20 protein-coding genes are annotated in these 23,039 nt (G+C 56.2%); 8 read left to right on the top strand and 12 right to left on the bottom strand.

The annotated features are described in order from the left end of the window. Positions 1-45: 45 nt before the first annotated feature. On the top strand, positions 46-2,097 hold the full coding sequence (locus PGR09_RS15325) for an AsmA family protein (RefSeq protein ID WP_430916278.1): 2,052 nt from the start codon (positions 46-48) through the stop codon (positions 2,095-2,097). A gap of 49 nt (positions 2,098-2,146) precedes the next feature. Here the strand turns inward: PGR09_RS15325 and PGR09_RS15320 are convergent, their stop codons facing one another. The 3 genes from PGR09_RS15320 to PGR09_RS15310 all read right to left on the bottom strand — a co-directional run bounded on the left by PGR09_RS15320 (position 2,147) and on the right by PGR09_RS15310 (position 5,779). Continuing rightward, positions 2,147-3,469 (bottom strand): MFS transporter, encoded by a 1,323-nt coding sequence (locus PGR09_RS15320; protein WP_045397190.1) that lies wholly within the window; start codon positions 3,467-3,469, stop codon positions 2,147-2,149. Positions 3,470-3,740: 271 nt separating this feature from the next. After that, positions 3,741-4,772: an inner membrane protein YhjD gene (gene yhjD, locus PGR09_RS15315; protein ID WP_045397187.1), complete on the bottom strand. Its 1,032-nt coding sequence runs from the start codon at positions 4,770-4,772 to the stop codon at positions 3,741-3,743. A 107-nt stretch (positions 4,773-4,879) separates the two neighbouring features. Continuing rightward, entirely contained in the window at positions 4,880-5,779 is a 900-nt protein-coding gene (locus tag PGR09_RS15310) for a LysR family transcriptional regulator (protein ID WP_047065933.1), read from the bottom strand. 118 nt (positions 5,780-5,897) lie between these two features. Here PGR09_RS15310 and PGR09_RS15305 point away from each other — a divergent pair, with 118 nt between their 5' ends. Then, entirely contained in the window at positions 5,898-6,656 is a 759-nt protein-coding gene (locus PGR09_RS15305) for an SDR family NAD(P)-dependent oxidoreductase (protein WP_063415741.1), read from the top strand. Positions 6,657-7,015: 359 nt separating this feature from the next. After that, positions 7,016-7,624, top strand: a complete 609-nt coding sequence (locus tag PGR09_RS15300; RefSeq protein WP_015703753.1) for a helix-turn-helix transcriptional regulator — start codon at positions 7,016-7,018, stop codon at positions 7,622-7,624. Here PGR09_RS15300 and PGR09_RS15295 read toward each other — a convergent pair. The 4 genes from PGR09_RS15295 to PGR09_RS15280 all read right to left on the bottom strand — a co-directional run bounded on the left by PGR09_RS15295 (position 7,621) and on the right by PGR09_RS15280 (position 11,787). Beyond that, positions 7,621-8,043, bottom strand: a complete 423-nt coding sequence (locus PGR09_RS15295; RefSeq protein ID WP_047078844.1) for a glycoside hydrolase family protein — start codon at positions 8,041-8,043, stop codon at positions 7,621-7,623. The genes PGR09_RS15300 and PGR09_RS15295 overlap by 4 nt on opposite strands. Before the next feature lie 75 nt (positions 8,044-8,118). Continuing rightward, the gene (locus PGR09_RS15290) at positions 8,119-8,646 is read right to left on the bottom strand and encodes a GNAT family N-acetyltransferase (RefSeq protein WP_047065931.1); all 528 of its coding nucleotides are present in this window, start codon (positions 8,644-8,646) and stop codon (positions 8,119-8,121) included. 63 nt (positions 8,647-8,709) lie between these two features. Beyond that, positions 8,710-10,368, bottom strand: a complete 1,659-nt coding sequence (locus tag PGR09_RS15285) for an alpha,alpha-trehalase (RefSeq protein WP_047078846.1) — start codon at positions 10,366-10,368, stop codon at positions 8,710-8,712. 270 nt (positions 10,369-10,638) lie between these two features. After that, on the bottom strand, positions 10,639-11,787 hold the full coding sequence (locus PGR09_RS15280) for an iron-containing alcohol dehydrogenase (RefSeq protein WP_063415739.1): 1,149 nt from the start codon (positions 11,785-11,787) through the stop codon (positions 10,639-10,641). A 99-nt stretch (positions 11,788-11,886) separates the two neighbouring features. Between PGR09_RS15280 and PGR09_RS15275 the strand changes: the two genes are divergently transcribed. Both PGR09_RS15275 and PGR09_RS15270 read left to right on the top strand, forming a co-directional pair. Then, positions 11,887-12,510 (top strand): glutathione S-transferase family protein, encoded by a 624-nt coding sequence (locus PGR09_RS15275; RefSeq protein ID WP_047047833.1) that lies wholly within the window; start codon positions 11,887-11,889, stop codon positions 12,508-12,510. A gap of 193 nt (positions 12,511-12,703) precedes the next feature. Beyond that, complete coding sequence (locus PGR09_RS15270; protein WP_047047836.1) at positions 12,704-13,798, top strand: serine hydrolase domain-containing protein; 1,095 nt, start codon at positions 12,704-12,706, stop codon at positions 13,796-13,798. Positions 13,799-13,830: 32 nt separating this feature from the next. Here PGR09_RS15270 and gorA read toward each other — a convergent pair whose 3' ends face one another. Both gorA and PGR09_RS15260 read right to left on the bottom strand, forming a co-directional pair. Then, a complete protein-coding gene (gorA, locus tag PGR09_RS15265) occupies positions 13,831-15,183 on the bottom strand; it encodes a glutathione-disulfide reductase (RefSeq protein ID WP_045359206.1) in 1,353 nt (450 codons plus the stop codon). Between the two features lie 72 nt (positions 15,184-15,255). Next, positions 15,256-16,098: a 23S rRNA (adenine(2030)-N(6))-methyltransferase RlmJ gene (locus PGR09_RS15260; protein ID WP_015703746.1), complete on the bottom strand. Its 843-nt coding sequence runs from the start codon at positions 16,096-16,098 to the stop codon at positions 15,256-15,258. 176 nt (positions 16,099-16,274) lie between these two features. On the opposite strand from PGR09_RS15260, the gene prlC reads away from it, so the two are divergent. Together prlC and rsmJ are read left to right on the top strand one after the other, a co-directional pair. Continuing rightward, entirely contained in the window at positions 16,275-18,317 is a 2,043-nt protein-coding gene (prlC, locus tag PGR09_RS15255) for an oligopeptidase A (RefSeq protein ID WP_045397157.1), read from the top strand. Positions 18,318-18,324: 7 nt separating this feature from the next. Further along, entirely contained in the window at positions 18,325-19,077 is a 753-nt protein-coding gene (gene rsmJ / locus PGR09_RS15250; RefSeq protein WP_047078852.1) for a 16S rRNA (guanine(1516)-N(2))-methyltransferase RsmJ, read from the top strand. A 336-nt stretch (positions 19,078-19,413) separates the two neighbouring features. On the opposite strand, the gene PGR09_RS15245 is transcribed toward rsmJ, so the two are convergent. From PGR09_RS15245 to uspA, 3 genes are all read right to left on the bottom strand, one after another. Then, entirely contained in the window at positions 19,414-19,797 is a 384-nt protein-coding gene (locus tag PGR09_RS15245) for a hypothetical protein (protein ID WP_045397151.1), read from the bottom strand. A 282-nt stretch (positions 19,798-20,079) separates the two neighbouring features. After that, complete coding sequence (gene dtpB / locus PGR09_RS15240; RefSeq protein WP_430916277.1) at positions 20,080-21,552, bottom strand: dipeptide/tripeptide permease DtpB; 1,473 nt, start codon at positions 21,550-21,552, stop codon at positions 20,080-20,082. A 267-nt stretch (positions 21,553-21,819) separates the two neighbouring features. Beyond that, a complete protein-coding gene (gene uspA / locus PGR09_RS15235; RefSeq protein WP_004145166.1) occupies positions 21,820-22,257 on the bottom strand; it encodes a universal stress protein UspA in 438 nt (145 codons plus the stop codon). A 384-nt stretch (positions 22,258-22,641) separates the two neighbouring features. On the opposite strand from uspA, the gene uspB reads away from it, so the two are divergent. Further along, positions 22,642-22,977: a universal stress protein UspB gene (uspB, locus tag PGR09_RS15230; protein WP_015703743.1), complete on the top strand. Its 336-nt coding sequence runs from the start codon at positions 22,642-22,644 to the stop codon at positions 22,975-22,977. Positions 22,978-23,039 lie beyond the last annotated feature (62 nt).

Raw genomic sequence — 23,039 nt, 5'->3', positions numbered from 1 at the left:
CAACTATAGTGAGGAGTGACGAGACGCAAAAGGAGCGGAGAGGGGATGACCAGAACCCGTAAAACGATTGCTATTATCTCGGGAACGATTGTGCTGTTAATCGTTCTTTTTTTCATCGTATTGGCGACCTTTGACTGGAACCGGCTCAAGCCGACGATCAATCAGAAAGTCTCCGCCGAACTCAATCGACCATTCGCCATTCGCGGCGACCTTGGCGTGGTGTGGGAGCGACAGCCCGAGGAGCGCGGCTGGCGCAGCTGGATCCCGTGGCCGCACGTGCATGCCGAAGATATCGTGTTGGGTAACCCACCCGACATTCCGCAAGTGACGATGGTGCATCTGCCACGCGTGGAAGCGACGCTGGCCCCGCTGGCGCTGCTGAGCAAAACGGTCTATTTGCCGTGGATTAAGCTCGAACAGCCTGACGTCCGGCTGATAAGGCTGACGGAAAACAGCAATAACTGGACCTTTAAATTAGCTTCTGACCCGGCACCCGAAAAAGCCAACCCGCCATCGGCCTGGTCTTTCCGCCTTGATAATATTCTCTTCGATCGCGGCAACATCGGTATTGACGATAAGGTAACCCGCAGCGATATCGCGATCGTGGTCGATCCGCTCGGCAAAGCGCTGCCGTTTAGCGAAGTTACCGGTGCGGGCGACAAAGCGCAGGCGAAAAAAGCCGGCGACTATATCTTTGGCCTGTCGGTGAAGGGGCGCTACAAAGGCCAGCCGCTGAGCGGCAGCGGAAAAATTGGCGGCATGCTGGCGCTGCGTAGCAATAGTACGCCGTTCCCGCTACAAGGGGATTTTCACTCTGGTAACACCCGGATTGCGTTTAGCGGCACAGTCAGCGATCCGCTTAACGTCGGCGGGCTCGATCTGCGGCTGAAATTCGCCGGCGACTCGCTGCGCGACCTCTACGATCTGACCGGCGTCCTGCTGCCGGAAACGCCGTCCTTTTCCACCGATGGCCGCCTGCGCGCCGACTTTAAGCACAAAAACGGCATGCGTTTTGCCTATCGCGATTTTAACGGCCGGATTGGCGACAGCGATATCCACGGTTCGTTGACCTATACTACCGGCAAACCGCGACCGAAGCTCACCGGCGATCTGGAGTCTAAACAGTTGCGGCTGGCGGACCTCGGCCCGCTGATTGGCGTTGATTCCGGCGGCGGGGCGAAGAAATCCTCATCACGTAAAGCGGGCGATGCCCTACAGCCGGCGGGGAAAGTCCTGCCGGCCGATCGCTTTGAGACGGATAAATGGCAGGTGATGGACGCCGATGTGCGCTTCAAGGGGCGGCGAATCGAACACGGCGGTACTCTGCCCATCAGCGACCTGGCGACCCATATTATTCTTGAACGCGGCGACCTGCGCCTGCAGCCGGTGCGTTTTGGCCTGGCTAACGGTTCGATTGCCGGCAGCGTGCATCTGCAGGGCGATAAAAAACCGCTACAGGGCGAGGCCAATCTGCAGGCGCGGCGGCTCAAGCTTAAGGCGTTGATGCCGAACGTCGAGATGATGCAGAAAACGCTCGGTGAGATGAGCGGCGATGTGCAACTGCGCGGCAGCGGTAACTCGGTGGCGGCGCTGCTTGGCAACAGCAACGGCAACCTTAAGCTGCTGATGAATGATGGTCTGATTAGCCGCAACCTGATGGAAATTCTCGGCTTAAACGTCGGTAATTTTATCATCGGGCAGATTTTCGGCGATGAGGAGGTTCGGGTGAATTGCGCGGCGGCTAATATCGATGTGGTCAACGGCGTGGCGCGACCGCAAATTTTCGCCTTCGATACCGAGAACGCGTTGATTAACGTGACCGGCACCGCCAGCTTTGCCTCTGAACAGCTGGATCTGACCGTTGACCCGGAAAGTAAGGGCCTGCGGGTGATTACCCTGCGCTCGCCGCTGTACGTGCGCGGCACATTTAAATCGCCGGATGCCGGGGTGAAAGCCGGGCCGCTGATTGCCCGCGGCGCGGTGGCGGCAGCGTTGGCGACGTTGGTTACGCCGGCGGCCGCTTTACTGGCGCTGATCTCGCCGGCGGAAGGCGAGGCGAATCAGTGCCGGACGATTTTGTCACAGATGAAAAAGTAAGGATGGGATGAGTGATGGCCCTGACGGCAACAGCGTCAGGGCCTGCAGCTTACAGCGATTGATGGCGGGTTTCGTGGGTCAACAGCAGGGCGATAAGCGTCAGCGCCGCCATCGCCGCCAGGTAGATACCGACAGCCGGCAGGCCGTAATTGCCCTGCAGCCAGGCGGCAATATACGGTGCGACCGACGCGCCAAGGATCGACGACACGTTATAGGAGAAAGAGGCGCCGGTATAACGTACTTCCGTCGGGAACAGCTCCGGCAGCAGCGCGCCCATCGGGCCGAAGGTCAGCCCCATCAGGCTGAGGCCCAGCAGCAGGAAGGCGAAGACCAGCAGCGGGTTGCCGGAACCGAGCAGCGGTTTAAAGGCGAACAGCGCGAACAGAATAATCATCGTGGTGATGATAATCATGCTCTTACGACGGCCAAAGGCATCCGCCAGCAGGCCCGCCACCGGCACCATCACGCCAAAACCAATGACCGCCATCATCAGCATCCACAGCACTTCGTTACGCGGCAAACCTAAACCAATCGGCGCGGCAGCGGTACTGAAGGTCATGGAGTAAACGGTCATGATATAGAACAGGGTATAGGTCGCCAGCATGATGAAGGTGCCGAGCACGGTTACGCGTACGTGCTTAGTCAGCAGTGTACCCAGCGGGATTTTGACCTGTTTTTTCGCCGCGGCCACCTTAGCGAACACCGGGGTTTCATGCAGCGACACGCGAACATACAGACCGATAATGACCAGTACCGCAGAGAAGATGAACGGCACGCGCCAGCCCCATTCCATAAACTGCTGGTCGCTCAACAGCCACGACAGCAGCAGGAAGGTGCCGTTGGCGAAGAAGAAGCCGATTGGCGCCCCCAGTTGCGGGAAGGAGCCATATAGCGCGCGTTTGCGCGGCGGAGCGTTTTCCGTCGCCAGCAGCGCCGCGCCGCCCCATTCGCCGCCCAGGCCGAGACCCTGACCAAAGCGCGCCAGCGCCAGCAGCATCGGTGCCAGAATGCCAATGCTTTCATAGCCCGGCAGCAGGCCGATGACTACGGTGGATATCCCCATGGTCAGCAGCGAGGCGACGAGTGTGACCTTCCGGCCTACACGGTCGCCGAAGTGGCCGAATAGCGCTGAGCCAATCGGGCGCGCGACAAAGGCGATGGCGAACGTCGCCAGCGACTGGAGCGTCGCGGCGGCGGCATCACCCTGTGGGAAAAAGATATGGGGGAAGACGATAACCGCGGCGGTGGCGTAAATATAGAAGTCGAAGAACTCAATGGCGGTGCCGATGAGCGAGGCGACGACGACTTTATTACGCGAGTTAACCGGCGTGGCGTCTTGCGCGTTGTCGATAGTAGTGGCTGTGGCTTGCATAGATCTTTCTTATTTTTGAGCGAACGAAAAGCCATATAGCCACAGCAAAAGAGACATTTCAATCTGTAACAAAACTCGCCATTGCGCAAAAAACAGGCAAAAAGCGGATAATTTTCGCCCTGAGAAAATATCTTCTATGAAATGCTTCACATAATTAAAATATTAGAGAATAAAACCAGTTTTAGGTTAAATAAAAGTTACGCACTGGATTTATCTGCTGAAATGATAGGTCGGGCTGAATTTTGCGTCTTTATTCAGCCCGATAATGACTTTAATCGTGGGTTTTCCCCGGCATCCGCTTATCGTCTTTATACTCTGCGGTCGCAATCCACGCGGCGCAGAAGAGGGTCAGACGGGCGAAGAAGTAGAAGAAGGCCATCAGCCCCAGTACCGAGCCAAAGGCGGCGCCGGATGGGGATTTCACCAGCGCCGGCAGCGTCCAGGTCATCACGATTTTGATAATCTCAAAGCCAATCGCCGCAATTAGCGTACCGCGGAACAGCGCTTTGCGGCGTGGACGGTGGCGCGGCAATCGCCAGAAGATCCAGAAAAACAGCAGATAGTTAGCGAAGATGGAAATCGCCAGGCCAATCAGGCGCCATGCGGGTTTCAGCCATTCAATATAATCGAGGTACAGCGCGGAGATGATCATCTGCTGCGCGGATCCGGCAACGGAGGTAATCGACAGGGTGATCACCAGCGCGACCAGCAGGCCAATCAGCGAGATCAGATCGCGGAAGTATTTTACCCAGATTTTTTCCTGATCCTGCGGCGTACGTTCCCACACGTCGCGCGACTGGGCTCGAATCGCTTCACGCAGGTTGCCCATCCAGTTAATACCGGAGTAGAGCGCGACCAACAGGCCGACCAGCCCGACGGCGGTACGCTGCTGCACGGCGGTGTTGATGGTGTTTTTAAGCGTTGCCGCCAGCGTCGGGTCGCTGACGTTCTGCAGAATTTTATCGAAGATGTCCTGCAGCAGGGTCGGATGCCAGGCCAGTACGAAACCGGCGGCGGCGAACGAGACCATCAGAATCGGGATCATCGACAAGAATGAGAAATAGGTAATGGCCGCGCCAAACTGATTGCCAAGCCTGTCATTGAAGCGCTCGGCGGCGCGCAGCAGGTGGGCTATCACCGGATTTCGTTGGACTTTCGCCGCTGTTCCGGTGACCGTTTTCAGCGCCTGGTTAGCTTTCTGCCCAACGGCGGAATCGTTGATGGCGGCGAGCGTACTTTTGTTTTTCTCCGGCAGCTGGTCCGTTTCCTGTGGCGGCTGGCGATCGTCGTTTTCCGGCGTCATAAGTGATTTCTTCCTTTCTTTACAGCGATATTCAGCCAAAAGTATACCTTAAACGACGCATCTTGCAGGCGCCCATCGGCCCGACGGGCGTTGACGACCCGCGCCGATTAATCGACATAACCTTTCATCAATCCGCCCAGCCACTCCATAAAGAGATGTACGCGGCGGGAGAGATTGCGCCGATGTGGATAGATAATCGACACCGGCATCGGTTCGGCGCGGTACTGCGGCAGGATCTCAACCAGCTCGCCGGTACGCAGCGGTTCGCGTACCGCAATGCGCGGAACCTGAATAATGCCGAGCCCGGCCTGACAGGCGGCCTGGTAGGTTTCGGTGCTATTGACGGTCAACACGCCGCCGATTTTGACCCAGCGCACGACGCCGTCGCTGACGACCTCAAAACCTGACTGCCGCGCACCGAAGTTGCTGGCATAGTGGATCAGGGCATGATCCGCCAGATCGTCGAGGCTTTCCGGGTAGCCGAAGCGCGCCAGATAATGTGGACTGGCACAGTTAATTTGCGTGAGCTTGCCGAGCGGGCGGGCTATGAGTCCCGAGTCTTTAAGCGTACCCACCCGGATCACGCAGTCGAAACCTTCGCGCACCACATCGACCAGCCGGTCACTACTGCTCAGTTCGACTTCAATACCGGGATACTGTTGTAAAAACGCGGGAAGTTTCGGGATGACCAGTTTTTTGGCGACGCTGATCGGCATATCGACACGCAGGCGGCCACTGATGCTCGACGGATCGCCCTGAAACATACCATCCAGTTCTTCGAGATTGCTTAACAGGTCTTTGGCGCGTTCGTAATAGACCATGCCGTCCTGAGTCAGCTGCACCCGGCGGGTGGTGCGGTGGAGCAGGCGGGCGCCGAGATGGCTTTCCAGCGCCTGGATCTGTCGCGATACGCTACCTTTGGGCAACCCAAGGGTATCGGCGGCGCGAGAGAAACTCTCCAGCTCCGCGACGCGGATGAAGAGTTGCATTGCGTGAATTTTATCCATACTTACTGCCTATTGTTGTTAATACTGAAACAGTAAAACGTAATTTAGCCCATTTATTGTTACTGCGTCTGCTAATAAGCTCTTTATTCACACACACGTAATGACGAAGAGGTTTCTGATGACACAACGTATCGCTTTAGTGACCGGCGGCAGCCGCGGTCTGGGAAAAAACGCGGCGCTGAAGCTGGCGGCCAAGGGAACCGATATTATTCTGACCTACCACAGTAACCAGCAGGCGGCGCTGGAAGTGGTGGGCGAAATTGAGCAAACAGGCGCGAAAGCAGCAGCATTACCGCTTAACGTCGGCGATAGCGCCAGTTTTGCTGGCTTTACGCAACAGTTGACGCAATGTCTGAAGGAGAAGTGGCAGCGCGATAGCTTCGATTATTTATTGAACAATGCCGGCATCGGGTTGACTGCGCCGTTTAGCGAGACCAGCGAAGCGCAGTTTGACGAGCTGATGAGCATCCACTTTAAGGGACCGTTCTTCCTTACCCAGCAGCTGCTGCCTTTGATTAAAGATGGCGGGCGCATTCTGAACGTCTCCAGCGGGCTGGCGCGTTTTGCGCTGCCGGGCTATTCCGCTTATGCGGCGATGAAAGGCGCGATGGAGGTATTAACCCGTTATCAGGCCAAAGAGCTCGGCGCGCGCGGGATATCGGTCAATATTATCGCTCCCGGGGCAATTGAAACCGACTTTGGCGGCGGTGCGGTGCGTGATAATGCCCAGCTTAACCAGCATATTGCCGCCCAGACGGCGCTGGGACGCGTCGGTCTGCCGGATGATATCGGCGATGCTATCGCCGCGTTGCTGAGCGACGAGCTTGGCTGGATGAACGCTCAGCGCATTGAGGTTTCCGGCGGCATGTTTTTGTAATGAGAACGCCCTGCGCATAATGACGTGGGGCGTCACCATATTGTGCGTTTTATTATTCCGTAACACTCTTTTTCCTCATGCATATCGCTGATTTTTCGCGAGTGGATTACACTGGCGGGAATAATATTATTTTCCGCTTAGCTGTCCGTTTAATTAAGGAATTCCTTACATCAAATGTAATAAATATTATGAATGGGTAATCGTTCCGCGCTGGCGTGTAACTATTCATCTTCATGATGTTTATATCATCTACTCCATCGGTAAAATGGCTTAGGTCATACGGCGAGTTCTTATTTTTGTCGGCTGATATTACCCTTCCCCCACTTTTTAAGGGGTATTTTTTCGATGGAGAGCAGTCCATGCAAGTAATCATGTTTGACAGGCAGTCAATATTTATTCATGGAATGAAAGTCGGCTTACAACAACGTATTCCTGAAATTAATATTCATAGCACCTGTCAGGCAGAACAGCTGTGGCAACTGCTCACGGCTCATCCGCAGGCGCTTCTTATCCTTGATGGCGACCTGAACAGTGAATTTTGTTGCTGGTTGCTCCAGGAGAAGCAGCAGCGTTTTCCGCATGCCAAAGTATTATTAGTGGTTTCGGATGATAATAAAAGCTGGCTGCAACGAGCGCTGGCGTGGAACGTGCGCGCCATTGCCCAACGTGAGGATAGCGCCGATATGTTTGCCCAGATCATTAATAGCATCATGTTGGGTATGATGTGTCTGCCTGGCACCTGGTTAATGACTTCAGCGGAGCGCGGGAAACATGCTGTGCATTTAAGTCGTCGCCAGCAGGAAATTTTAAAACTGCTGGCGGAAGGCAGCTCTAATAAGGAAATTAGCCGTACGTTAAATATCAGCGCCGGGACCGTGAAAGCGCATCTTGAGTCGTTATATCGGCGGCTGGATGTGAAAAATCGGACCCAGGCGGCGATGGCATTTAATAGCGTCGGTGAAAATTAACTGGTCTGAGAAAACCACTCGCACTCCTGCAGGCGGAAGGCGTTATCGCGGTCAATTTTCCGCCATATCGCCAGCGCCTGCGTTATGTTGTGGCTGTTAAGAGAACGCAAAATAGCCTCCAACTCCGGTTGGGCGCTGCCATCTAAACTGAATACCAGCGTCAACAGGGCATCGCACTGCGGCTGAGTCAGTTCCACGACTAACCTTCGCTGTAATATCTGTTGGCACCGCAGCAGGTCTAGCGTCAATAGCATCATCGCCAGTTCGGCGGTGATGGGCGTCTCTTTCTCATCTTCACCGATAGCGTGGCCGTAGCCGACCCGCCATTGCCCAAATTTGTCCTGATACGGCAGTAGCGCCAGCCCTTGCGTCTGCTGGATAAAACGCAGCCCCGGCAGGCTTAACGTGGTGACGGTCATGATCTTTTCCTCTGTGGTTGGCGGCAGTGTAGAGGAAAAGCGGGGTCGCCCCCATTCGCCGGATGGCCCAGGGCCTTATTGGTAATCGTGGCGCATCAGGCCAAACAGCCAGTCATTGTGCCAACGGCCATGTAGCCAGTAGCTCTCGCGTAGCTCTCCTTCCTGAATAAATCCTGTTTTTAGCAGCAGTTGTTTTGAGGCCTGGTTCCCGGCGGTGACGCTGGCGGTCAGGCGACGGATGCCGCCTGTAGAAAACGCGTAATCACATAGCGCCCGCAGTGATTCATATCCGTAGCCCTGGCCCTGCGCCTGTGGGGCGAAGAGAAAGCCCACTTCGGCAATATCATCATCGTGGTGGCAATAGCCGGTCAGGCCGAGGGGCGTATGGCTTTGCCGATCGCGAACCACCAGGCATAACCAGTGCGCGGCCTTAGGCGACCAGGCCGGCAGGCGCGCATCAAACGCGGCGCGGATATCGGCGATGGGCCGGTTATCCGCGACATAGAGCATCACCTGCGGATCCTGTTGCAGGCTGAGAAAAAAAGACCAGTCGTCAAGCTGCAGCGGCGAGCAGCGTAGCCGCGGCGTAAGCAGTTCGGGCATGTTGTCGGCTCTGGCAAGGGGAAAATAAAACCTTAGCAGCACAGCATGCCGACGGAAAGTGCCTCATGAAGACCTCGGCTCGCCGTACAGGCTGATGAGTCGCCGCACGACGCCGTTGGTCCAGCCGAAGCCATCCTGCAGCGGATACTCCCCGCCGCCGCCCTCATGTGGGACGCCGCTGGCGATATGATATTTCTCAATCAGCTTGTGGTGTTTGAGATAAAATTGATTCACCGTCTGCAGCCAGCTCTGGGCGATTTCATCGCCGAGCGGGTCGTGGCCGTACATTTTGAATCCCTGTACCGCCATCCACTGCAGCGGCGCCCAGCCGTTGGGTTTATCCCACTGTTCTCCGCTTTCATATTCCGTCGCCATGATGCCGCCAGGGGTGAGCAGACGCGCGCGTACGGCGTCCGCCAGCCGTTCGGCCTGGGCGTGAGTCGCCATCCCGACATATAGCGTGACGATACTGGCGGCAGAGAACAAGGCCAACTGTTCGCGGCGCCAGTCGTAATCGCGAAAACAGCCGCACTCTTCATCCCACAGATAGCGGGTCACCGCCTCCCGGCGTGCGTTAGCTTTACGGCGAAATTCGGCTTCAGCTTCGCGATCGCCCTTCAGGCCGGAAAGATTGGCGATGGTATTTTCCAGCTTAAACAGAAAAGCGTTGAGGTCGATGGGAATAAACTGGGTGGTGCGGATACTCGCCAGCCTGGTGATATCGCGCAGCCAGCGGCTGGAGTAGTCCCAGCCGGAAGCCGCGCCGGCGCGCAGGTCACGATAGACCTCGTTTGGCGGGCGGCCGGAATGCTTCGCCGTTTCGACATCTTCTCGCCAGGATTCATCGCGCGGCGTATCACGGTCGTCCCAGTAGCGGTTAAGCAGTGAACCATCAGGCATACGCACCACGTGACGGTAGGCCTGGTTAGGGATCAGCGATTCCGCGCCGTCCATCCAGAAGGCGTGCTCTAATTTGAGATGGTCGAGATAGCGGCGCGCGCCGCGAACGCCATCTTCCTCAAACAGCTCCACCATCAGGGCGAACACCGGCGGCTGGGAGCGGCTGAGATAGTAGGTGCGATTGCCGTTGGGAATGTGGCCGTAGGTTTCAATCATCCAGGCGAAGTTGTCGGCCATGCATTTGAGCAAATCTTCACGGCCGCTTTCCGCCAGCCCCAGCATGGTGAAGTAGGAATCCCAGTAGTAGGTCTCGCTAAAACGCCCGCCGGGGACGATATATGACTGCGGTAGCGCCAGCAGCGACGACCACGGAATATGATCCTGCGGTTCACGTGTGAGCACCGGCCAGAGCTTATCGATATGCTCTTTTAGCGTCAGTTTCGGATCAGAAGTGTAATCATCGGCGCGGTTATCCGGCAGCCAGAAGTTGTCTTCCACAAACTGACGCAAATCGAACTCCGGCGTACGCTTAACCCGTCGATAGTGCATCAGGATATCCAGCGGATCGTGTTTCGGCGCGCAGTCGGGAAAGGTTTTACTATCAAGAAAAATGCGCGACTTTTGGACGTTGGTAAACAACTCGAGATAGCGGTCGGCGGGGGTCAGCGCGTCGGACGCCGGTAGCCCTTCGATGATCTCCGGCTCTGGTTCGGCGTCGAACATTTCATCCAGTTTTAACTCATACGGATCGGCTTCGTAGCACGGATCGTTTTCGATCCTCAACTCGTCGTCATCAACGTTGCGTAGTTTCTGGCTGAACATAGCGATACAGGCCTCCGGATAGCGTGAGTTTAGGGGCCGGGCATGCCCGGGCTCTCTAATAAGCGTAGACACTCGCTTCGGTCTGCGGAAGACAAACTGTGCGTCAGGTCACGCTTTTCAGTGCATAAAAACGACAGGGAAGTAGAGCAGGTCTTTGAAATTAAAGGGTGAATATTTACCGGTATCGTGAATGCGCGAAAACGAAATTCGGAGCATTCATTATGCAACAAAATTTGAACCGCCCCGGGTAAACGCAGGCGGTTGGCTCATTTACTCCCAGGCGGCTTCCAGCATCTCCAGCAGTTGCTCTGAATCCAGCGTGACCGGATTGGCTTTCATCGACGATGAACTACTGGCCGCCAGCGCGGCGGGTTCCAGCGCTTCGCGCGGCACGCCGAGGTCGCGTAAATTGCCGAGCCCCGAGCGCTGGCTCCATTCGCGCAGGCTTTGCCAGGCGTCATCCGGCGAGACGCCAAGCCCGGCGGCGATCCACTGGCGCACGTCGAGGAAACGCTGGCGCAGCGCCGGATTGGTTACCTGCGACTCATTGAGTTCCAGCCCAAAGGGCAGCAGGCAGCCGCAGAGCGCGCCGTGGGAGGCATCGCTTAGCCCGCCAAGCGGCCCCGCAAGACCGTGAACCACGCCCAGCCCGGCGTTGGCCAGCGCCAGCCCGCCGCACAGGCTGACCCAGGCCAGCTCGTCGCGGCTGTCGGCACACTCTTTTTCCATCAGCGTTTTTAACGCGGCGATGCCGCGGGGGATCGCCTCCCGGCACAGAGCATCGGTGAAGGGCGTCGCCCGGGTGCACAGCCAGGGTTCGATAACCTGAGTTAAGGCATCAAGGCCGGAGCCGAGGGTGACGGCGCGGGGGGCGTTATCCGTTAACGCCGGATCGACAATCGCCAGCTGCGGCAGCATGCGGTCGTCACGCAAGCTGACTTTGCGCTGCTGCTGCGGGACGTTGATAACCGCGTTTTTAGTGACCTCCGCGCCGGTGCCGGACGTTGTGGGAATAGCGGCAAACGGTAGCGGGCTGGCTTCCAGTATTCTCCCCGTTCCGACGACTTCCAGATAGTCGATGGCAGGCCCGCTTGCCGGGACCAGCGCGGCAATGGCTTTACCGGCATCAATGACCGCGCCGCCGCCGACGCTGACCACCGCACCGACGCCGCGCTCGCGCGCCAGCCGTACGCCGCGTTCTATATCGTCCAGCGTGGGTTCATTGGCGATAGCAAACGTGCTGACCTGAAGATGCAATGCGGTCAGTTCACTCAATAAAAACTGGGCGCGGCTTTTGGTCGCGCCGTGAACCAGCAGCACCGGGGCATCATATTGCGCCAGCCACGGCGCGGCGCTGCGGGCCTGCCCGCGGCCAAAGCGGATATTGCCCGGCGTTAAAATGTTGAAGGGAGTGACCATGTGTAAGAGTACCTGTAGTGGATAATTATTCTGCAATCCACTATACACATTATCCGGCAAGCTTCATGTCTGCCATATTACGAAAAAGGGTTGCTGACGATGATAAGAATCTTGGGTAAACGCTCGTCTATTAACGTGCGTAAAGTCCTCTGGACCTGCGAAGAGGCGGGGATCGAGTATCAGCAGGAAGATTATGGTAGCGGCTATAGCCCGCTTGATACGCCGGAATTTTTGGCGCTCAATCCGAATGCGTTAGTGCCGGTGCTGGTGGATGACGATTTTGTCCTTTGGGAGTCGAACAGCATCTGCCGCTATCTGGCGCGTAAGGCCGGACGTGAGGATTTGCTACCCTCGGCGTTACGTGCCGCGGCGCAGGTAGAACACTGGATGGACTGGCAGGCGACGGAGTTTAATAGCGCCTGGCGCTACGCTTTCACGGGGCTGGTGCGTAAAGACCCGCGTTTCCAGGACCCGGCGGCGATTAAAGAGAGTATCGCCGCGTGGACGCGTTGCGTACAGATTGTCGACAACCAGTTGCTGCGCACCGGCGCGTGGCTGACCGGCGAGACGTTTACGCTGGCGGATATCGTGCTGGGACTTTCGGTGCACCGCTGGAAAATGACGCCGTTCGCCCACCCGGAGATGGCAAACGTCGAACGCTGGTATATGGCCCTTAACCAGCGCCCGGCATTTATGCGCCACGGCAATAACGGCGTGGCGTAGCGTCCTAAGCCTGGAGCTTATTTATTTTTCAGCGTATTCGCTTTGCGCTGGCAGAGTAATACCGCTACGATCCGCGTCTATTTTTTATCTCATCCCAAAATGCGCGGCAGGTAGGTGAAGTTTGAACAGGCGGTTAGGCCTTGTGCTATTGGCATTACTGTTGGTTTCAGGCTGTTCCGGTACGCTGTCGCAAATGAGTCCGCCCAGCAATGAAACCAGCCTGGTGGGAAATGATGGGCAGCGGCTTTCCATCGACGCTTTCGTCAGCCATTACATGCGTGAAAAGCAGGTTAGCGGCGTGGTGGTGGCGGTTATTCATCACAACGGTCCGGCTGAATTTCACTGCTTCGGCGTGACGGATGATAAGCAGCGCTACCCGATAACCCCGCAAACGCTTTTTGCCCTCGGCTCGTTAAGTAAAGGCGTAACCGCTGAAGTGGTGACGATGCTGGTTAACAAGGGACGCTTGCACTGGAACGACACCTTACAAACTCTGCTGCCGCCGGGTACGGCGCTGAGCGAAGATGCCCGTAAGATAACCTTGCTGCAGCTGGTCACCCATACCTCCGGGCTGCCGCGTCAGCCGATGAATATGCTGTCGCTTGAGCATCTATTGGCCTATCTTAACGACGGTGAAAACTTCTATCACGAGCTCGATGCCGATGGCGTGTTGAGCTATCTGAGCAACTTCAATGCGCCGCAGGAACGCGAGCCGGGCTACTCCAACCTTGGTTTTGCGATACTGGGATATATCCTCAAATACCAAACCGGCGAATCGATTGAGACGCTGGCTTCACGGATGATCTTCCGGCCGTTGGCGATGGGGAATACCAGCTTCCAGCCGCAAACGCTGCGCGAATACCCGTGGCGGGCGCTGGGACATGCAGGCGATCAGCCGAAATTTAAACCGCGCGGCGCGCTGACGCCGGACTGGCAGTTCACCAATAACATGGTTGGCGCGGCGAGTCTGTACAGCGACGCCGGCGATCTGATTAATTATGCCCGCGCTCACTTCGCGCCCACGGGGCAGACGGCGCTGGATAAGGCATTCAGGGACGTTAGCGTCGATTATTATCCGCGGCAAATTGAAGCAGCGAACATTGCCTGGGTGACCGATACGTTTGGTCAGCAGCAATTGACCTATCAGGTGGGTTACATCGGCGGCTATTCGAGCTATATCGGCTTCGATAAAGCGAATCAGAATGCGGTGGTGGTGCTGCAAAACAGCTTTAACTGGAGTAACTACATCGGCCATCAGATCCTGCGTAATCTGGTGACGGAGCAATAATGAAGCCCCGTCCTGAGACGGGGCTGTGCGGATTAACGCATGGTGACAAACTCTTCCGCTGCGGTCGGGTGAATGGCGACGGTGTTGTCGAAGTCTTTTTTGGTCGCGCCCATTTTCAGCGCCACCGCAAAGCCCTGCAGCATCTCATCCATTCCGAAGCCGATACCGTGAATACCGACAATCTTTTCTTCCGGACCGACGCAGACCAGCTTCATGCGGCACGGCTGGCGGTGAGAGGTCACGGCGGTATACATCGCGGTGAAGGACGATTTGTACACCTTCACGGCGTCATCGCCGTACTGCTCGCGCGCCTGCGGCTCGGTTAAGCCGACGGTGCCGATTGGCGGGTGGCTGAAGACTACGGTCGGGATGTTGCTGTAGTCCAGGTGCTCTTCCGGCTTGTTGTTAAACAGACGTTCGGACAGACGACGGCCTGCGGCCACGGCGACCGGCGTCAGCTCGACGGCGCCGGTATTATCGCCCACTGCGTAGATGCCCGGTACGTTGGTGTTCTGGAACTTATCAACGATGATGTAGCCTTTATCGTTGGTTTTAACGCCCGTTGCCGCCAGGTTGAAGTTATCGGTCGCCGGTTCGCGGCCAATCGCCCAAATCAGGCAATCTACGGTCTGGCTGCGGCCATCTTCCAGCTCCAGAGTCAGGCTACCGTCGGCATTCTTGACTACCGCTTTCGGAATAGCGTTGGTGTGCAGCTGCGGGCCTTCGGCGTTCATCACTTCCACCAGAGTCTCAACGATCAGCGGATCGAAGCTGCGCAGCGGCGCGTGTTTACGCACGAACAGGTGGGTTTCGGCGCCCAGGCCGTTAATCACGCCAGCCAGTTCAACGGCAATATAGCCCGCGCCGACTACCGCTACGCGCTTCGGCAGCGCCGGCAGTTCGAAGAAACCGTCGGAATCAATACCGTATTCCACACCAGGAATGTTCGGATGGCTCGGGCGGCCGCCGGTGGCGATCAGGATATGATCGGCGGTAATGGTCTCGCCGTTGACTTCCACGGTGTGGGCATCGACAAAGCGCGCGAACCCTTTGATAACATCAACTTTATTCTTACCCAGTACGTTGTCGTAAGAGGTATGAATACGGTCGATATAGGCGCTGCGGCTGGCGACCAGCTTATCCCAGTCGAAATGATTGATGGTGGTATCGAAACCGTAATCCGGGCCATACAGGTGGATTGCTTCGCGGATCTGCGCCGCATGCCACATCACTTTTTTCGGCACGCAGCCGACGTTGACGCAGGTGCCGCCCAGCTCTTTGGCTTCAATCAGCGCGCACTTCTGGCCGTACATCGCCGCACGGTTAATCGAGGCGATACCGCCGCTGCCGCCGCCGATGGCGAGGTAATCATAATGTTTGCTCATGCCCATATGTCCTTAATCGTTAATTGCCGCGATTGTAGCGCGAGGCTTAAAAGGTTCCACCGATGGTTGCGATTACTCCGGTACGATCCAACTCACGGTCGCGTGACCGGTACCGGCTGGAACCAGTTTGCTGTGCAGCCACGGCAGCACGTTATTCATCTGCTGTTCCAGCTTCCACGGCGGGTTGATGACGATCATCCCGGAGGCGGTCATGCCGCGCTGGTCGCTGTCCGGACGCACCGCCAGCTCGATTTGCAGAATTTTGCGAATACCTGTGGCTTCTAAATCTTTAATCATGCGTTTGATTTGCGCGCGCAGCACCACCGGATACCACAGCGCGTAGGTGCCGGTGGCGAAGCGTTTATAACCTTCGTTAATCCCGGTGACCACCGCCTGATAATCGGTTTTAATTTCGTATGGCGGGTCGATAAGAATCAGACCGCGACGGGAAACCGGCGGCAGCTTGGCCTTCAGCTGCTGATAGCCATCGGCTTTGTCGACGCGCGCGCGGCTGTCTTTCTGGAACTCGGCGCGCAGCAGCGGGAAGTCGCTCGGGTGCAATTCGGTCATTTGCAGGCTGTCCTGCTCGCGCAGCAGCTGGCGCGCGATAAGCGGCGAACCCGGGTAGTAACGCAGCTGGCCGCTGCGGTTGAAGTGCTCGACGACCGAAATATACGGCTCCAGCTCGGTCGGCAGATCGTCCTGCTGCCAGATACGGGCGATGCCTTCAAGGTATTCGCCAGTACGTTCGGCGTGCTCGCCGCTCAGCTGATAGCGGCCCGCGCCGGCGTGGGTGTCCAGGTAGAGAAACGGTTTTTCTTTCTCTTTCAGCGATTCAATGATCAAACTCTGAACGGTGTGTTTAAGGACGTCGGCGTGGTTGCCTGCGTGAAAGCTGTGGCGATAACTGAGCATGGATGCAGAGATTCCGGGAAGTAAACAAGTTAACCGACAGTTTACCGCAGTTCGCCCAGGATTGCCGCTGTCGCACCGCCTGTCATTGAAATTCCCGCAACTATCCCCCATTCTAGATCTCATGCAAAAGCGCCGGAACGCGTGCTTCATTCACCTTCTTCAACAGGACAGCGCATATGACCAATCCATTACTGACGCCTTTTTCATTGCCGCCTTTTTCTGCGATTAAACCAGAGCACGTGGTCCCTGCGGTCACCAAAGCGCTGGATGATTGCCGGGCCGCGGTGGAAAGCGCGGTGGCGCACGGCGCGCCGTATAGCTGGGAAAATCTTTGCCAGCCGCTGGCGGAAGTGGACGATGTGCTGGGACGCATCTTCTCGCCAATCAGCCATTTGAATTCGGTAAAAAACAGCCCGGAGCTGCGTGAAGCCTACGAACAGACGCTGCCGCTGCTCTCCGAGTACAGCACCTGGGTCGGCCAGCATGAAGGCCTGTATAAAGCCTACCGCGACCTGCGCGACGGCGATAACTACGCCACCTTGAATACCGCGCAGAAAAAAGCGGTCGATAACGCCCTGCGCGATTTCGAATTATCCGGTATTGGCCTGCCGGCAGAAGCGCAGAAACGCTACGGCGAAATCGCCGCGCGCCTCTCTGAGCTTGGCAATCTGTACAGCAACAACGTGCTTGATGCCACCATGGGCTGGAACAAGCTGGTGACCGACGTCGCCGATCTCGCTGGCATGCCGGAAAGCGCGCTGGCCGCCGCTCAGGCCCAGGCGCAGGCGAAAGAGCAGGAAGGGTATCTGCTGACGCTGGATATCCCGAGCTATCTGCCGGTGATGACCTACTGCGACAATCAGGCGCTGCGCGAAGAGATGTATCGCGCCTATTCCACTCGCGCCTCCGATCAGGGCCCGAACGCTGGGAAATGGGATAACAGCCCGGTGATGGCGGAGATCCTCGCGCTGCGTCACGAACTGGCGCAACTGCTGGGCTTTGACAGCTACGCCTTTAAATCTCTGGCCACCAAAATGGCCGAAAACCCGCAGCAGGTGCTCGATTTCCTGACCGACCTCGCAAAACGCGCGCGTCCTCAGGGCGAGAAAGAGCTAGCTCAGCTGCGTGCTTTCGCCAAAGCCGAGTTTGGCGTCGATGAACTGCAACCGTGGGATATCGCTTACTACAGCGAAAAACAGAAACAGCATCTCTACAGCATCAGCGATGAGCAGCTGCGCCCGTATTTCCCGGAAAACAAAGCCGTTAACGGCCTGTTTGAAGTGGTTAAGCGCATTTATGGCATCACCGCCAAAGAGCGTACCGATGTCGATGTGTGGCATCCGGAAGTGCGTTTCTTCGAGCTGTATGACGAAAATAACGAGCTGCGCGGCAGCTTCTATCTCGACCTGTATGCTCGCGAACATAAACGCGGCGGGGCGTGGATGGACGACTGCGTCGGCCAGATGCGTAAACTGGATGGCTCCTTGCAAAAACCGGTCGCTTATCTGACCTGTAACTTCAACCGCCCGGTAAACGGCAAACCGGCGCTGTTCACGCACGATGAAGTAATTACCCTGTTCCACGAGTTCGGCCATGGTCTGCACCACATGCTGACCCGCATTGATACCGCTGGCGTTTCCGGCATCAGCGGGGTGCCGTGGGATGCGGTCGAGCTGCCGAGCCAGTTTATGGAAAACTGGTGCTGGGAGCCGGAAGCGCTGGCCTTTATCTCCGGTCATTACGAAACCGGTGAACCGCTGCCGCAGGAACTGCTGGAGAAAATGCTGGCGGCGAAAAACTACCAGGCGGCGATGTTTATTCTGCGCCAACTGGAGTTCGGTCTGTTCGATTTCCGTCTACACGCGGAATACTCGCCGGAGCAGGGGGCGAAAATCCTCGAGACGCTGGCCGAGATTAAAAAGCAGGTCGCCGTGGTGCCTGGCCCGACCTGGGGCCGCTTCCCGCATGCATTCAGCCACATCTTTGCGGGCGGCTACGCGGCGGGCTACTACAGCTACCTGTGGGCCGACGTGCTGGCGGCGGATGCCTTCTCGCGCTTCGAAGAAGAGGGGATTTTCAACCGCGAAACCGGTCAGTCATTCCTCGACAATATCCTGAGCCGCGGCGGTTCCGAAGAGCCGATGGTGCTGTTCAAACGCTTCCGCGGGCGCGAGCCGCAGCTGGACGCGATGCTTGAGCATTACGGGATCAAAGGCTGATTGCTACGTGAAGATCTGCTTAATTGATGAAACAGGCGCCGGTGACGGCGCCTTATCTGTTTTGGCCGCCCGTTGGGGGCTGGAGCATGATGCTGAGAATCCGATGGCGCTGGTGTTGACGGCCGAGCATCTGGAACTGCGCAAGCGCGATGAGCCCAAACTTGGCGGAATCTTTGTCGATTTCGTCGGCGGGGCGATGGCCCATCGGCGCAAGTTTGGCGGCGGCCGCGGCGAAGCGGTAGCCAAAGCGGTGGGTATTAAAGGCGATTATCTGCCGGATGTTGTCGACGCCACCGCCGGCCTGGGGCGTGATGCCTTCGTGCTGGCGTCGGTCGGCTGCCGCGTGCGGATGCTGGAGCGTAATCCGGTGGTCGCCGCGCTGCTCGACGATGGTTTGAAACGTGGCTATGCCGATGCGGAGATCGGCGGCTGGCTGCAGGAGCGCCTGCAGCTGATTCATGCTTCCAGTCTGAATGCGCTGACCGATATCACCCCGCGCCCGCAGGTGGTGTATCTGGATCCAATGTTTCCCCATAAGCAGAAAAGCGCGCTGGTCAAAAAAGAGATGCGGGTATTTCAGTCGCTGGTAGGGCCCGATTTAGACGCCGATGGCCTGCTGGCGCCGGCGCGACAGCTGGCGACCAAACGAGTGGTGGTGAAGCGTCCGGATTATGCGCCGCCGCTGGCGGATGTCGCCACGCCGAACGCGGTGGTGACCAAAGGGCATCGGTTTGATATTTATGCCGGTACGCCGGAGTAATATTACGCCGTGATGGTATCTCCCGGATAGCGGCGCAACGCGCCTTATCCGGGCTACGGCTTACGCCTTACCCGGGCTCGCTACTCGCGGTGTCGTTTTTTGTCGGGTGGCGGCTAACGCCTTACCCGACCTACGGTCCGTGCGGCCTGCCTTTAATTAATTCACCATGATGGCTGACACTACTGGTGCTGGCGATCTCAAAATCCCCCGGTGGCGCTGCCGCTTACCGGGGCTACAGCACGATGCGATTTGGTAGCCCGGAGAAGGCGCAACGCGCCGCGTCCGGGAAAAACCTTAAAAAGTTGCCAACCGATAACAGTATCTACTTAATAAGGCCTAATGAGGCCAACTATTCTGAAAGAAATCATTCTCTAATAGATAGCTTAAGTTTTCAGCCTGCCATGGGCAACCGAGGCATTTGCCGGGCATTTCAACTTCAATGGGCGCGATCGGATTGGTATATATGAGCGCGAACTTTCGCCAGAGAACGTTGCGCATTTTAATTTCGCGTATATCAGTATAAGGGATGCGCTGGTAATTATCTTTGTAATCATAAAACAATGAAAGATTGAGCTGGACTATTTGTGTATCGGCGAAGTACAGCACCGCTGGCTTCGAACGAATAAGACCATGAACATATTTCCGTTCATCAATGGTTTCATTTGGCAATAATTCGCTCAGTATCTGGAGCAAGTTATCCCTTTTAAACCCATTATTCATAATAATTCCTTTTATATTATTCGCCGCATGATTATGTATAAATATGAACGTAGTTTGCCATTTTTATGAGGTGAGGCCTGACGCGCTGTAATGTACTCTAGCATAATAAGGCGGGGAAAAAGTGTGGTGGGGAGAAAACTGAGAATTATGCTTGCTCTACTACAGACATATTATAAATATATATTAAAGCCAGCTTTTCATTTGTTCTCTAGATTAAAATAATGGCGGCCGTTGCCGCCTTTTATTCTCGCCCCGGCGGTTGTCGCCGGGGCGGCTAACGGGTTACTCGGCGCTGGCTGGGGTATTTATCATCCGGTTCAGCCACGGCACCATAAAGGCCATCACCACCGTCACCGCCAGGGTCACGAGGCCAATTTTACTGAACACGTTGGTGTAGATCGGTAGCGTCTGCAGCGGGTCGGTTATATTTTCCGGTACCGCGGTGAAGGTCGCGACATAGCCGCCCATCAGGAACGCGGCGGCCTGGGTCAGGAACCACATCCCCAGAATAAAGCCCATCAGCCGCTGCGGCACCAGCGCGGCAACCATCGCCAGTCCCAGGGCGCTAATCAGCAGTTCGCCGAGACTCTGGAACAGATAAACCAGCACGATAAACCACGGCGAGGTCAGTCCCTGCGGGTCGGCAAACCACATCCCGGCCGCCGCGGCGGTCAGAAAGCCCAGCGCGCACAGGAACATGCCGAGAGTGAATTTCATCGGCATGGTCAGGTCTTTGCCTTTGTTGCCAAGATGGGTGTAGATAGCCGCCAGTACCGGGCTGGCGACCACCACCCAGAACGGATTCAACGCCTGGAAACTCACCGGGTTAATCGTCATGCCGAGAATGTCGTGATGCACGTTATTGATGGCGAAGAAGTTGAGCGAGGTCGGCATCTGGGCGTACAGGATATAAAACACCACCGCTTCGAGCATCAGGATGAAGGCGACGAACATCTTGTTGCGGCCGGTTTTATCGAGGCGAAAAGCTTCGCGGAAGAAGAAAATCGTCACCACGATGGACAGCACAATCAGCACCAGGTTGGCGATTTTAACGTTATGCATCAGCCAGGCGCAGAGGAAAATCATCACCACGGTGCCGACCAGCACGTACAGCAGATTACGGAAACTCAGCGGCTGGTGATCCGGGGTGGAACCGATATCTTTCACCATTCCGCGGCAGGCGAAGTAGACCAGTAGCGCGACGATAAGCCCGGCGCCGCACAGGTTGTAGGTTACCGCGTAGCCAAACTTATCGGCAATAACCGGCGCCAGCGACAGCGACAGCAGCGAACCGATGTTAATCGACATATAAAACAGGGTGAAGGCGCCGTCGAGACGGGCATCTTTAGGCGGATAGCATTTTGACAGTAGGCTCGCGGGATTGGCTTTAAACAGCCCGTTGCCGACGGCGATCGTGCCAAGCGCGATAAAGATAAGATCGGGTTTGAGCAGCGACAGGCCGGTCATAAAGTAGCCGATAGCCAGCACGACGGCGCCGAGCACCAGCGTGCGTTTGGTTCCCAGCAGATGGTCACCGACATAGCCGCCAATGGAAATGAGGCCGTAGACCAGCGCCGCGAAGGCGCCAAAGGTGATAAATGCCTGTTCCTGAGAGAAACCAAGCTGTTTAACAAAGAACACCGCCAGGATGCCCTGGACGCCGTAATAGCCAAAACGCTCCCATAACTCTACAAAAAAGATCATGAAGAACGGACGGGGTTGCTGCAGCAAGCCCGTAGGTGCAGTTGTTTTCATATTCCTTCGCCTTTTAGTGCTATCCCAAAAAGTATGAACGCGTCTGCCAAAACGCGCCGAAAAAGTCTGATGACCCATCATGATGCGGTCATTGGCTGAATGTATAGATTATTATATAGATAATATTTCTGATAAATGGTTGATCACACTAACCGATATTAATTATCTGGATTGATATCCTGATGTGGTCGGTGCGCTTCAGGCGGGATACAGCATAAAAACAAAAACGCCCGCAGGTGCGGGCGTTGGCTGGCGAGGAGAAGCGGATTATTCGTCTTCTTCGTCGCGCAACGGTACGATCAGCATATCAACGTGAACGGTGTTGATCAGCTGACGCGCGGAGGACATCAGCTTGCTCCAGAAGTCCTGATGGTGACCGCAGACCACCAGGTCCATATCGTATTTTTTGATCGCGTCGACCAGCACCTGGCCAAGATCGCCGCTGCCGCTCAGGGTTTCGGTAATCGGGTAGCCGGCGTTAGTGGAAAGCTCGGTCAGCGCGTGGTGCGTCTCTTCAGAGATGCGTTTCTGCATGTCGCCCAGATTGACATCGATAAGACCGGTGTAGAGGTCGGAGTAATTCACATCCACGTGAATCAGGGAAACTTTCGCATTGTAGGGACGCGCCATAGAAACCGCTTTCTCTACCAGCACTTTGCTTTCCGGTGATAGGTCTACTGCAATAAGAATGTGTTTGTAAGCCATAGTGTTACTCCTTCCATAAGTTGTCGATGACCGTTGGACCAGACAGCCTGTGCTGCCGATTCGCCCGCGTCCTGCAAGCTAGATTCGCGGGGGGCTAAGCCTTTAAGGACTTAATTGTAGAAGATAATTTCTACAATATAGCGCCCCTCGCACTCCGTCAATGCACCTGGTTCACCGTTAGTTAAACAAATTATTCCGTCTTACGTATTGATAACGATTAACCTTGTGGTAAAAAAATTAACTGATCTCCTACACTATTTAATGAGCCGGTTGGATAAATAAACGTGACCGGTATCGCACTCTTTTACTGTACGGTGGGTTGGATGATATTGGGGAGCGGTAGTCCCGGAGGGATCTCCGTGGATGGGTCGCCGGGGAGGAAGTATGATCAGCACTGTTGCGCTGTTTTGGGCCCTGTGTATCGTTTGTGTGGTGAATATGGCACGCTATTTCTCATCGTTGCGTGCATTATTGGTTGTGCTACGTGGTTGCGATCCCTTGCTCTATCAATATGTTGATGGCGGAGGTTTTTTCACCTCGCATGGGCAGCCCAGTAAACAAATGCGGCTGGTTTGGTATATCTATGCCCAACGATATCGCGATCATCATGATGACGAGTTTATTCGTCGCTGTGAGCGTGTTCGCCGGCAGTTCATCCTGACTAGCGCGCTATGTGGTCTGGTGCTGGTGAGTATGATTGCGCTGCTTATCTGGCATTGAGCTGCACTGAATAGACGGCAAAAAAAATGGGCCAGTTTCCTGACCCATTTTTCGCATGACTA

Origin of the sequence: Klebsiella sp. 141251, assembly GCF_050600725.1 — a bacterium.
In the GTDB taxonomy this organism is placed as follows: Bacteria; Pseudomonadota; Gammaproteobacteria; order Enterobacterales; family Enterobacteriaceae; genus Klebsiella; species Klebsiella aerogenes.
This window is presented reverse-complemented; position numbering and strand designations above follow the sequence as displayed.

Coding starts and splice junctions, on each gene's coding strand:
- PGR09_RS15280 (WP_063415739.1), bottom strand. CDS start 11,787: ATGGTCACTCCCTTCAACATTTTAACGCCGGGCAATATCCGCTTTGGC.
- PGR09_RS15260 (WP_015703746.1), bottom strand. CDS start 16,098: ATGCTCAGTTATCGCCACAGCTTTCACGCAGGCAACCACGCCGACGTC.
- PGR09_RS15285 (WP_047078846.1), bottom strand. CDS start 10,368: ATGTTCAGCCAGAAACTACGCAACGTTGATGACGACGAGTTGAGGATC.
- uspA (WP_004145166.1), bottom strand. CDS start 22,257: ATGGCTTACAAACACATTCTTATTGCAGTAGACCTATCACCGGAAAGC.
- PGR09_RS15295 (WP_047078844.1), bottom strand. CDS start 8,043: ATGACCGTCACCACGTTAAGCCTGCCGGGGCTGCGTTTTATCCAGCAG.
- PGR09_RS15300 (WP_015703753.1), top strand. CDS start 7,016: ATGCAAGTAATCATGTTTGACAGGCAGTCAATATTTATTCATGGAATG.
- PGR09_RS15310 (WP_047065933.1), bottom strand. CDS start 5,779: ATGGATAAAATTCACGCAATGCAACTCTTCATCCGCGTCGCGGAGCTG.
- prlC (WP_045397157.1), top strand. CDS start 16,275: ATGACCAATCCATTACTGACGCCTTTTTCATTGCCGCCTTTTTCTGCG.
- PGR09_RS15290 (WP_047065931.1), bottom strand. CDS start 8,646: ATGCCCGAACTGCTTACGCCGCGGCTACGCTGCTCGCCGCTGCAGCTT.
- PGR09_RS15325 (WP_430916278.1), top strand. CDS start 46: ATGACCAGAACCCGTAAAACGATTGCTATTATCTCGGGAACGATTGTG.
- uspB (WP_015703743.1), top strand. CDS start 22,642: ATGATCAGCACTGTTGCGCTGTTTTGGGCCCTGTGTATCGTTTGTGTG.
- gorA (WP_045359206.1), bottom strand. CDS start 15,183: ATGAGCAAACATTATGATTACCTCGCCATCGGCGGCGGCAGCGGCGGT.
- PGR09_RS15275 (WP_047047833.1), top strand. CDS start 11,887: ATGATAAGAATCTTGGGTAAACGCTCGTCTATTAACGTGCGTAAAGTC.
- PGR09_RS15270 (WP_047047836.1), top strand. CDS start 12,704: ATGAGTCCGCCCAGCAATGAAACCAGCCTGGTGGGAAATGATGGGCAG.
- dtpB (WP_430916277.1), bottom strand. CDS start 21,552: ATGAAAACAACTGCACCTACGGGCTTGCTGCAGCAACCCCGTCCGTTC.
- PGR09_RS15245 (WP_045397151.1), bottom strand. CDS start 19,797: ATGAATAATGGGTTTAAAAGGGATAACTTGCTCCAGATACTGAGCGAA.
- yhjD (WP_045397187.1), bottom strand. CDS start 4,772: ATGACGCCGGAAAACGACGATCGCCAGCCGCCACAGGAAACGGACCAG.
- PGR09_RS15320 (WP_045397190.1), bottom strand. CDS start 3,469: ATGCAAGCCACAGCCACTACTATCGACAACGCGCAAGACGCCACGCCG.
- PGR09_RS15305 (WP_063415741.1), top strand. CDS start 5,898: ATGACACAACGTATCGCTTTAGTGACCGGCGGCAGCCGCGGTCTGGGA.